Origin of the sequence: Alteromonas sp. McT4-15 (genome assembly GCF_020515205.1) — a bacterium.
In the GTDB taxonomy this organism is placed as follows: Bacteria; Pseudomonadota; Gammaproteobacteria; order Enterobacterales; family Alteromonadaceae; genus Alteromonas.
Map to the genome: position 1 here is coordinate 23641 of NZ_JAJALG010000023.1, position 11620 is coordinate 35260.

The 11620-nt window shown below is 44.9% G+C and carries 9 protein-coding genes; 3 read left to right on the plus strand and 6 right to left on the minus strand.

Annotation, left to right across the window (positions count from 1 at the left end; genetic code table 11):
• Positions 1–65: 65 nt before the first annotated feature.
• Together LHL20_RS14815 and LHL20_RS14820 are read right to left on the minus strand one after the other, a co-directional pair.
• On the minus strand, positions 66–1325 hold the full coding sequence (locus tag LHL20_RS14815; protein ID WP_226433858.1) for an acyltransferase family protein: 1260 nt from the start codon (positions 1323–1325) through the stop codon (positions 66–68).
• A 45-nt stretch (positions 1326–1370) separates the two neighbouring features.
• Positions 1371–1970: a CIA30 family protein gene (locus LHL20_RS14820; protein WP_226433882.1), complete on the minus strand. Its 600-nt coding sequence runs from the start codon at positions 1968–1970 to the stop codon at positions 1371–1373.
• 280 nt (positions 1971–2250) lie between these two features.
• Between LHL20_RS14820 and LHL20_RS14825 the strand changes: the two genes are divergently transcribed.
• A complete protein-coding gene (locus LHL20_RS14825; protein WP_226433859.1) occupies positions 2251–3891 on the plus strand; it encodes an RNA polymerase sigma factor in 1641 nt (546 codons plus the stop codon).
• Positions 3892–3893: 2 nt separating this feature from the next.
• Here LHL20_RS14825 and LHL20_RS14830 read toward each other — a convergent pair whose 3' ends face one another.
• From LHL20_RS14830 to LHL20_RS14840, 3 genes are all read right to left on the minus strand, one after another.
• Positions 3894–5393, minus strand: coding sequence for a trehalase family glycosidase (locus LHL20_RS14830; protein ID WP_226433860.1), 1500 nt, complete (start codon positions 5391–5393; stop codon positions 3894–3896).
• The gene (locus tag LHL20_RS14835; RefSeq protein ID WP_226433861.1) at positions 5390–6655 is read right to left on the minus strand and encodes an MFS transporter; all 1266 of its coding nucleotides are present in this window, start codon (positions 6653–6655) and stop codon (positions 5390–5392) included. The genes LHL20_RS14830 and LHL20_RS14835 overlap by 4 nt, the downstream gene beginning before the upstream one ends.
• A gap of 88 nt (positions 6656–6743) precedes the next feature.
• The gene (locus LHL20_RS14840; protein ID WP_226433862.1) at positions 6744–7760 is read right to left on the minus strand and encodes a LacI family DNA-binding transcriptional regulator; all 1017 of its coding nucleotides are present in this window, start codon (positions 7758–7760) and stop codon (positions 6744–6746) included.
• Between the two features lie 299 nt (positions 7761–8059).
• On the opposite strand from LHL20_RS14840, the gene LHL20_RS14845 reads away from it, so the two are divergent.
• Both LHL20_RS14845 and LHL20_RS14850 read left to right on the plus strand, forming a co-directional pair.
• A complete protein-coding gene (locus tag LHL20_RS14845; protein WP_226433863.1) occupies positions 8060–10321 on the plus strand; it encodes a TonB-dependent receptor in 2262 nt (753 codons plus the stop codon).
• Between the two features lie 194 nt (positions 10322–10515).
• Complete coding sequence (locus tag LHL20_RS14850; protein ID WP_226433864.1) at positions 10516–11187, plus strand: haloacid dehalogenase type II; 672 nt, start codon at positions 10516–10518, stop codon at positions 11185–11187.
• 66 nt (positions 11188–11253) lie between these two features.
• Here LHL20_RS14850 and LHL20_RS14855 read toward each other — a convergent pair whose 3' ends face one another.
• Positions 11254–11514, minus strand: a complete 261-nt coding sequence (locus tag LHL20_RS14855; RefSeq protein ID WP_202263252.1) for a hypothetical protein — start codon at positions 11512–11514, stop codon at positions 11254–11256.
• Positions 11515–11620: the final 106 nt, after the last annotated feature.

Genomic DNA, 11620 nt, shown 5'->3' on the forward strand with positions numbered 1-11620 from the left:
AATTAGCTCTACGAAAAGTGATGTTATTTTCTCAGTGTAGCCTACCTTTAACTGAATTTGCGCTATTAATTTTGTACGGGCAATTTTTGACTCATTGATGGGGAGCTTTTCTGAAAAATGTTACCCGTCAGCACCCGTCCAATTAGCGTTTTGCGAACTAACAGGGCGTAGGTCAAAAGTGCAAAGCAAACAGTCACAGCACATATACTGAACCATTTTACCGCCCAGTGCAGTGGCAACTCAGCCACGGCTACTTGCAACCCCACCACAATAGGTAAGTGAATAAGGTAAATCCAATACGATGCATCGGCCACATAACGCACCCACGCACGCTTTTTAGAAAACAGCTTTTTACACATTGCTATCGCCAACGGCACTAGCGCCCACATTACCAATGCGTAGCAAATACAAAACACCATTTTAAGTTGAATGAAATACGGGTGTCCTTTTTGCATTTCGTATGGGGTAAGTGCAACAGCAGTAATAAGTGCCACCGTGCCAATACACACTTTTGCCACCGTCACTTTGGTAAAGGTCGTGAACGCTTGTAGGTTACTGTAAAGCACATAGCCAAGTGAAAACCAACCGAAATACAGCAAAAATACAGGCCAATGTATATATAGCGATTTGTCAGGTGTATCTATTCCCCACCCTTGCATAAACCAAACGCTTAACGCAGTGGGAAGAATAAAAACTAAACCTCTTGTTATCGGCACCAAGATTAGCCAAAGGGGTTGCGTGTCATCTTTATTGAATTCAGGCCAACACCATGAAACCAGTTTTGCTCCTAAACGCGCGCTATTAATGTTTACCTTGTTAAGCGTAAAACGCATCGCCATAAAACTGGCCGTGATCAACAGCAAGTAGTACAAAAACCAGAGGTGAGTGCCCACTAAGAAACCACTGGGAAGTGCGTTAAACGTATCTAGGCCCTGCAAAAAAGCAAATGCAATATCAACCTCGCCTTGCATACTTTGCCCACCGGCTACCCACCCGCTGACTATAAGTGGGCGAAGTATGAACCAGCCAACTATCAGCGGCAGCGCTAACTTGATTGCGCGAGACTGAACAAAGGTTGCAATGTGACTTCGCTGAAGACTCATACAGGTAAAATAGCCTGCAATAAGAAAGAATAGCGGCATACGAAACGTATGGCTCACAAATACAAAAACAGCCACAGCATAGCTTGTTGAAATATCCATCACAGCCCACCCTATAAAAATGGGCATAAAAGACAAGCTAGCGTGAAAGATAACACCGAGCAGCAGCGCGATGCTGCGCACCGCGTCTAAATAGTAAAGTCGTTGATGTTGTCCGTTTTCCATTAGGTGTGTTTACCTTGTTGTTCGCGTTGCGTTAACCGTGCGGCTTTAATAAAAATCAACATCATCCACTTCAAAAATAAAGGCAGCTTTTTGCATGCTATAGGCAACTATGCTTAAGCTATTTAGCGTGTGCGGGTCAAGAGCTGTTTGCTCAGACCACGTGCGCTTCATTGCACTAAACGGCACGTGCACTTCATGGAAATCGCCATCGGCTTTAACCACAATAGGGGCCGCATGGTAGTCAAAGTTGGTAACCAGCGTACTGTTTGCAGAAAGACTTACATTGCCACTTGTTACTTTAATTAAAAGCCTTATGCCTTTATGCGCACTCGCATCGAAAGGCTGGCCCATTGCGCTAAGTGGAATAACGGTACTTGCCCAACCGGGTTGACCTCTTGGCGGTGTAATGTCGCCTTCTACGCGCAAGATACCGTTTGAAATTAACTGCGTGGTTGTTGTGCTACCTCCTGCCAACGTGTCATCAAGAAATTGTCTATCAAACCCTGTTGATGCAACACTACTATCGGAAAAATCATCTATTGTGGTGTTAACTTGATTGTCTGCTTGTGCACATGGCGTTGTTAACAACACACTTACTGCACCTGCCATCACTAGCTGAGTAAAAGCCTTAAATGATAATGTCATCACGGTAACTATCCTCTTTTGCGGTTCTATTAAACTTAAACTGTTTTGAAGTTAAACATGTCCCAATTGAGAAAGCGGATGCTATCTACATGGGCTTGTTTAATAAGTGCCGCACTAAAAGAAATAGGTGACAGAGAAAAGTATATTTTTTTGAAAAATAATTGCTGCGGGCGCAATATCGCAAAGTAGGTGATAAAAAATAAAACGAATTAAAAAAGTATGTCACCTTTTTCTTATTGAAGGCACTTATTAGTTATCCGCACTACAACGTAAAGAAAATATGTTTAGAAAACGCCTAGTACTTAATAGCGCCGACGACGCCAGCCTCGTTATGCATTCACTTGGAGGTAACCGCGACGCCTTTTGCGAAATAGTTACCCGATACCAGAATTTGCTTTGCTCACTGGCCTACTCTTCGGTAGGCGACTTAAAGCAAAGTGAAGATATCGCGCAAGAGGCATTTATTGAAGCATGGATGAAGCTAGATACGCTGCGCGACCCTGAAAAATTAAAAGCGTGGTTATGTGGAATTTTGCGATTTAAGGTAAGTCACCACAGACGAAAAGAGCACAAGCATAGCGCCCATCATCAAAGCACCGTTACTGATAATACTAACAGTACACATACCGATGCAGTGGCCTTCAATGAAGCAAAAACGGTTAACTTAGATGAGCAAGCTATTGCTCAACAGCATGAAGCATTAATGTGGCAAGTACTGGAAGGTATGGACAATCACTATCGCGAGCCGTTGGTGCTGTATTACCGCGAGCAGCAATCGATTGAACGTGTTGCCCAAGAGCTCGACCTAACTCTGGACACCGCTAAACAACGACTTTCGCGAGGCCGTAAGTTACTCAAAGCAGCCATGTCATCAATTGTGGAAGAGTCACTTAAGCGCAGTAAGCCCGGTGTTGCATTTACCGCAGCAGTGCTCAGTGCCATCAGCTCGGTATCACCGCCAGCCAAGGCCGCAGCCTACGGTGCTGGAGCCGCTAAAGCCACTAGCTACTTGTCGCTTTCTGCATTTATTGCATTGTTGGCCAGTGCATCAGGTTTTATCAGTGCTTTTTTTGGGTTGCAGGCGGCCTTAGCGCAAACGCGAACACTGAACGAACGTAAATTAGTAATTCGCATTGTCACCCTATTTATGACATGGGCCATTTTGTTTGTTGCTGGCATGACCGGGTTGAAGTACGCGGCCCTTGCTAAGCCGCAATTTGCGACTACTTTCACGGTTGTGTCTCAATTACTAGTGCTTGCATTTGTTGTGGCATATTTGCGTCTGTCGTATCAGATGATTGCATCAATGAAGACATTGCGAATGCACGAGCGGCTATTTAACCCACATGCGTTTAACGATGAAGCCGTACAAGAGAAGTCTTCACGCAAAGCACTCATCAGTCGCATTAGACTTTTTGGCGTACCGCTTTATCACTTTCAGTTTGGCATGCCCGAGCAAAATGAAAAGGCGGCTTATGGCTGGATTGCAGGCGGTAGTTATGCATACGGGATTCTGTTTGCGTGGGGTGGTATTGCGGTAGCCCCAATAAGTGTAGGCATTGTATCTGTTGGTGCAGCGACGGTGGGCGCCGTTGGAGTTGGAGTGTTAAGTTTGGGCACAGTTGCTATTGGCGTGATTGGTTTTGGCGCCTCGGCCGTTGCATACAATGCGTATGCATCGCTATCGTCGTTAGGTTGGCAAAGTGCTTTCAGCCAAGGGTTTTCTGTTGCTCTCGATGCCGCAATAGGGCCATTCGCGTACGCTGAGCATACCAACAGTGAAAAGGCTGCCGATATTGCGCAGCTGTCGCTCTTTGACCAGCATTATTTGTGGTTACTTGTGGCTATCGCTGTGCTTGTTATTGTACCCGCCGCATGGCATTCGCACACAGTGCGAAAGCGCATGCAAGTAAAAGAATAGGTTTACTGATTATCTTGCAAATAGGTTTGAAAGCGGGTGTACACGCCGTTAGTCCACCCGAAACCTAACTGAACTTCATATTCACCACCACCCGCTTTGACGGTAGGCTCACACACGTTGTACTTCTCAAGCAGCACACCGCTTTGTAAAAAGGTATCTTCAATCGTGGTGCAAAAACGGCGCATAATGCTAGTTGCCATGCGTTCGAAGCCATAGTTACGCAGGCCTTCAACGGCAAATAACTGAAGAGGTGCCCATCCATTTGGTGCATCCCATTGCTGTGACGTTGTAATAGCAGTGGTAACCAATCCACCAGCTTTCAACAAGTGCTCACGGAGTGTGGCTTCAACCACTTGTGCTTGATATTTGTCGGCAATGCCTACAAATAGCGGCACTGTCATGGCAGCAGATACCACTGACGTTTGCGTATCAGTTGGATAGTGGTAATCGAAATAGCCTTTTTTGGTTTCGCTGTATAAGTAGGTATTAATCGCCTCTACTCTGCGCGTCGCCGCCACTTTGTAACGTGCTTTCTCGTTGCCCTCGGTTACATTGGCTAAGGTATTTTCTAGTGTGACTAGCAGTGCATTGAGATCAACAGGAATTATTTCTGTCGTTCTAATGCTGGCAAGCTGATTAGGATCTTCAAGCCACCTAGAGCTAAAGTCCCATCCAGACTCACAGGCAGCACGCACATGCTGATAGAAAGCGGCTTTGTCTGCACCAATAGTTTCTGCCGTTTCAATATCTTCACGGTACGACTCTGGTCGTGGTGTCTCCTCAGTATCAAAATAGCGATTTAATACTGCGCCACACGGCATAGTTATTACCCGAAGCGGTGAGACTTCATTGTATTGCATCCAAAACGCATACTCTTTTTTCATGCCTTCAACAGCGTACTGTTTTTGTTGTGGAGAAAGGTGCGCTTCAAGCAACTGATAAAATAGAGCCAAAATTGGTGGCTGACTACGAGAATAATAATAGGCGCGGTTACCATTTGGAATGCAGCCAACTTCTAGTAGGATATCAACAAAGTTCTCAAGCATATTGATAGCCATATCGATGCGTCCTGCATCCATTAAACCAAGTGCGGTAAAATAACTATCCCAGTAGTAGATTTCTCGAAAGCGACCGCCGGGCACAATGTAAGGTCGGCTTAACGCAATAAGACTGTCGTTGTGCTGCGTGTCAGGTGTACGCGTAAGTACGTCCCACATATTTTCAATATAGTGCGAAACGCTTTTAAATGAGGTGTTCGATGTTTCATTATCGGAACTGGGAATATCAAAGTGCGTTTGAACAAACCCAAGTAAGTCTACCTGCGTATTGTTTTTCTTAGCCAGTTGGCACGCCCTATCGTAGGCTTTAAGGGTTGAAGCAATATCCGTTTTTACAACAGCGTCGGCAAAGGTTTTGCTATCGGGAAACAGCTGCGCCATTTGAACATCTTTAAATAAATCGCTTTGGAAAAAAGACAAGCTGTCTTGCCACGTATGACTCATGCTGGATGCTCCGAATTGCGCTGTGGAGATAACGCTTTTTCCGTTAAAGTTGTCGACGCTTTCTTAAAGAAGAACAATGTAATAACCAACAAGCCAATTGGGATAAGCGAAAGGTAAAATGCTTGCTGCCCACCTACTGCGTCGAAAACAAACCCGGTAACAATAGAGCCAGTTGTGCCGCCAAGAGCAGAAAATACCACGATAAGTCCGGTCATAGGAGCGTGCTGGGCTTGAGGAAGCGCACTTAACATTACCGAATTAATAACCGGGTAAATGGGAGCCATCATCAAACCAATTAAAGGGATGAGAAAGGCAGCAAGCGGCGCATCTGCCCAACTAGCAATAGGCATGTTAGCTACGTTTTCTGCAAGCGGTAAACTAAGTAGCATGACTAATGCCATACCTGCTAAACATATATTTAAGAAAGGATACCAACTCATTCGCGTAAGCACGGCCCCAGCCGTTAGCCTACCAACTGCCAAAGCAATAGCAAAGATGCTGGTTATTTGAATGCTTACCTGAGTGGGCAAACCCAACACCTCTTTGTTGAATGTGGGTAACCACGAGCCAATTCCTTGTTCAATAAGTACATACAAAAAAATAGAAAAGATAAACACAAGCACTAACGGTTTGTAGGCCAGCTTTAACATGCCAACAAACTCGCTGCCCAATGTGCTGCCATGGGTATATTCAACGCGTTTTATAGGTGCAATAGCTACCACCATACATGTGAACGCCACTAATGCCGCAAGTAGGTAATACACATTTAGCCACGACAGCGAAGCATCGTTGTTAGGATCGATAAAGCCCGCGAAAACCCAGTAGCCCGATAACACACCCAGCATAAATATGCCTTCTATAGTATTCATTAACGAGGAGTGCGCTTTTGTTGATGAAGACAGTTGACCAATAATGGCATATACCGACACTTTAACTAACGCAAAGGCCGTACCGATACAGGCAAACAATACCTTAATAAACCAAAAACTGGCGATAGACGGGGTAAGCGCGCATGCCACAGTCACCAACGCAAGCCCCACTAGCATGGCGAGTTTATAACCCACTCGAGGAATAAAGCTGGCAACTAAAAAGGACACTATCGCAATAGAGAGATCTTTAAAGCCTTCCAGTGTGCTAGCTTGAGGTTTACTAATGTCGAAACTATTGATGGACTGCAGAATTACTGTGCCCACACTGTTGAGCAGTATGGCAAAAACGTAGTAACTGATCGCTATAGCAGCAATAATCATTAAACGTGACATGTGTAAACACTCTGTTAACTGAATTACGCTGGAGTGTAGTCTTAAGAAAACAAAAATGCAAACGTTTGCAGGTTGGATTTAATCGGTACTACTTTGTTGAGCGCCTAGCAACTAGTGTGGTGTCGACCACTTGGCTCTGGGTGGGCTTGCCTTCAAGTTGATTGATTAACTGCTCAACCATTAATGCAGCGGCCTGCTGTGTATTTTGTCGTATGGTGGTTAAAGACGGATGCATTAATTCGGCCAGAGAAATATCATCATAACCTACAATACCTACGTCACTGGGAATGCCAACGTAGCGCTCTTTCAATGCTTTGAGGGCGCCTAAGGCCACCATATCGCTAACGCAAACAATACCGTCGAAATCGAGGCCATGGGCTTTTATGCGCTCGTTTATATACTGATAAGCTGCCTTCGACGTAATATCTATGGCACAGGTACACTGCGTGTCCACTTCAACGTTTACGTCTTGGTGTGCTTTTAAGTAGCCTTTGTGACGTTCCTGCATTTCAGCGTGCTCAGGATCTCCGAGAAAGAGGACTCGCGTGGCGCCTTGGTTGAGTAAATGCAAAGTAGCACGGTAACCACCTTCAAAGTTGTCTCCACCCACAATAGGATAAGGCGCGAGGGTCTTGGCATCTCCCCATACCACAATAGGCACACCGCTTTGAGCCGCCAAATCAATTTTATGTGTCGATTTTCCCTGACCAATCACCAATATGCCGTCGGCCCGTTGACTACGAATAAAATAATTAGCCCAGTCGTCGCTAGCCATAAACGAATTCGACAATAACAGCTCGTACCCTTTGGCATTGAGCGCTTGATTCAGCTCGCCCACTAGCTTGAGTAGAAAGGGATCGGTAGTACTTTGCTCTGTGTTATCAATAAGATTAAGAATAACCGCTATAACATTGGTTTTTTGCGTACGCAATCGGCTTGCTGCCGCATTGATACTGAAGTTATGTGTCTTCGCTAACTCTTGTATTTTTTCGCGCGTTTCTTTTTTGATAAGCGGGTTATCTTTCAATGCGCGTGATGCGGTCGAAGTAGACACTCCAGCCAATTCAGCCAATTTTGCCAGCGTGAGTTTTGTATCAGATGCCAATTTATATGTTCTCTAGTTATTAATCATTATTGCTACAGGCTTACTGTGTTCAAAAGCTGTGTGTTTTGCTCGATAGATCACGTTGCCACAGCATACTTTGCAATATAACCCACATTCTTCATGCGTAAAACCTTGTTAACAAGATCCAACAATTAATTTGCAATCGATTGCATTTTATTCTTGCAATCGATTGCAAACAGATCTATTTTGTTTCCAATCGTGATGCGTATAACAATTTTTAAACCTGTTTAACGCATTCAGTTAACAACGCAAATAACATATTTTCGGGAGCACACACCATGAAAACGTTGTTTACAAAAGGAATGCTGGCGAGTGCAGTAGCGGTAGCACTAACGCAGCCCACTGTGGCACAAGAAGAAGCCACACAGCCAACTAATGACAACACCGAAGTAATTATTGTCAGTGGTACGCCAGGTGGCGCAGGGATCAGAAAAATTGACGCAAGCTTCGCTGTGACAAACATTGATGCGAGTGACATTGAAAAGCTAGCACCTAAATCAACTGCAGACTTATTCAAAGCCATTCCAGGGGTTTGGGTAGAAAGCTCAGGCGGTGAATCAGGCGCCAATGTGTTTGTAAGGGGCTTCCCAGGTGGTGGTGATGCACCGTTCTTAACCATTGCGTTAGAAGGTTCACCTATTTACCCAGCGCCTACATTGTCATTTCTAGAAAACTCTCAACTGTTTCGCATCGACGAAACAATTGAAATGGTAGAAGGTTTACGCGGTGGTCCAAACCCCGTAGTAAGTAACGGTCAGCCGGGCCTTACCACTAACTTTCGCTTAAAGCGCGGCAGTGACGCTACTGAAGCTCTGGCGAAATACACAATATCAGACTACGGCTTAAACCGTGTAGATGTTGTAGCCAGTGGTGCATTAGATGATGACTTGTACTACATGGTAGGCGGTTACATTAAAAGCTCAGAAGGAATACGTGATGCAGGGTTTAACTCTGAGCAAGGTAATCAATTTACGGTTAACATCACAAAAGTATTTAATAAAGGCGAGTTGAATCTCTATACCCGCCAGACAGATGATCGCGGCACTTGGTATTTGCCAACACCCCTTAACATTGATGGTATCGACGCGAACTATACGCAAATTGGCCCACTTAATCGTCAAGGCACCATTGCCTACGGACCAGACGGTGCAACATCAGAATCATTCGACTTCGGCGAAGGCCGTGGATGGGATGGTCATGTAAGTGGCGGTAGTTTAAAACTAGAACTTGGTAACGACTGGCACCTTGTTGATCGTTTTAATCTAACTAAAGGCGAGGCCAACACCTTTGGTCTAGTGCCTAATGGTGCAGCAACTACGGTTGCAGCAGTAGCAGATAATGGTGCTACTGCAGTTGGCGCAGTAACTGGCACTGAGTATGCTGGCGATACCCCCATTCAACAAATTGGCCGCTGGGTTGTATTAAAAGATATTGAAGCGTTTACTAACGATTTAGCGGTTTCAAAAAGCTGGGAAGATTTTGACGTATCGTTTGGAATTTACAGCGCAACCACCAAAGCCAACGACTGGTGGAGTATAGGTAACACGGCTTATCATGTTCTTCAGCCAGGTGGTGAACTGTTAGATGGTATTGAGTGTAACAGCCAAGCAGAAGGCTGTGACTGGAACTACGATATTAACTCTGTCGGTGACGCCAATACTTTTGCACTCTATGCAACCTCTACGTGGTACGCCTCTGACGATTTAAGCATTGATTTGGGCTTGCGTCGTGAAAATCACGAAGTGAACTATTCGGTTGACGAGGGACTTGACGGTGTTATTACCAAAGCCCTTGAATACGATGAAACGAAAACATCTTGGACGCTAGGTGCAAACTACGCGCTTACCGACAACAGCGGTGTGTTTGCGCGCATGAACCGCGGTTACAAGATGCCATACTTCGATGACTTCCGCGACAACTGGGGTGCATATACAGGTGGTAACGACCTAATCCAACAAGTTACACAAGGCGAGCTGGGCTATAAGTTTATGAATGAAGACATTCAGTTCTTTGCGACCTTGTTTGCTAATGAAGTGGAAGGTGACACTTTTGTGCGCCGTCCTGGGGCGCCGGCTGAAATTTTAACAAACGAAGCATACGGCGTTGAGCTTGACGGCCGTTACAGCCACGATTCTGGTTTCTCGGTAAGTGTAAACGCAACATTGCAAGAAACCGAAATTACCGCAAGCGCGAACAATGAAGGCAACGAAGCACAGCGCCAACCTGGTTGGCAAGTGCGTGTTACCCCAAGCTACGGTTTCGACATTGGTGATATGTATGCGACTGTTTATGGTACCTTGTCGGCTGTTGATGACCGTTTCGGCAACAATGAAAACACGGTAGTGCTTGAAGGCTACGAAAAAGTAGACGTAGGTGTAACACTTGAGCCTACTGAATCGCTTCGCCTACAATTCTCGGTTGACAACTTAACTGACGAACAAGGCATTACAGAGGGCGACCCGCGTAACCCAGATGCGCCAAACGGCCGTTACATTATGCCAAGAAGCATGAAATTAAGCGTGTCTTACTTGTTCTTCTAGCAGTTATCTAACGCTATTTCTCAAAAGCCGATGCATTGCATCGGCTTTTTCATTTCTACTTACAGCAAAAAACCTTACCTTTATCTTACGACCCATTCTTTTGATCGCGATTGGTACTACAGTGGTATGCAGGTAAACGTATTTGATTGTTTGCAGTGGCGTACCCACTTTTTAACCTACCAACGAGGTTCACCATGACGACGCCAAAGGTTATTTTTTTCGACATTAACGAAACACTTCTAGATATGCAGGCTATACGACATGGCTTAGCCGATGTGCTCAATGGTGACGACACCTTGGTTGATGTGTGGTTTGCGAATTTATTGCATCACAGCCTTGTTGATATCGCTTCTTCGCAATACCACGACTTCATTGATATCGGTGCTGCTGCATTGGTGATGGTTGCACATAGTAAAGATATCTCACTGGATATCGAACTTGCGAAAAAAACGATTGCTGAGCACATTACTGCATTACCGGCTCACGATGATGTTGCCCCTACTCTTGAAGCACTAAAAGAAGCTAACGTTAAGCTAGTGGCTTTGTCTAATTCATCGCAAGTAGGCTTAACTAAGCAGCTAAAATTTGCTGAAATTCATTACTATTTTGACCATGTACTCAGTGTTGAATCTATTCGCGCGTATAAGCCCTACCCGAATGTTTACCATTGGGCGTGTCAGCAAGTAGGGACAGCCAACCGCGATGCTATGATGGTAGCTGCTCATGGCTGGGATGTAAGCGGTGCGAAAGCCACTGGTATGCAAACGACCTTCGTATCAAGACCCGGAAAAATGATGTACCCATTAGGGCTAAAGCCAGATTTTACTTTTAGTTCACTATACGAACTTGTCGACTTGATGAGTTAAGTTTTCAAAGGAAGGGATCAAAAAAGCCTTACTGATGTAAGGCTTTCGGTTTTGCATAGCTAGCAATTAAAGTTTGGCAATTTCTTGAGAGTTCGCCTCATAACCTTTTGTGCTGCATGAATTGCGCTTGGTTTCTAAGGCATTGAGTTGACGTTTCAGCCATGATTTTTGAATGCCAGACTTGGCAGTGTCCATTTCGCTGCTAACACGGGTAATTTCTTTACCTACGTTAACACACGCTTTTTTATTTGGTTCGAAGCCACCGTTAGCTAGTACAGAAGAAGAAAATACTAAGGCAGATAGTGCAATAAGTGTTTGCTGTTTCATAAGAGTCCCCAACTACTCGTTATAATCCCGGGTTTAGTTTTATACCGTTAGAACTGGGCAACTTATTGCCCTCAAATCTGATTAGAAATATAGCAGCCCATTTCAA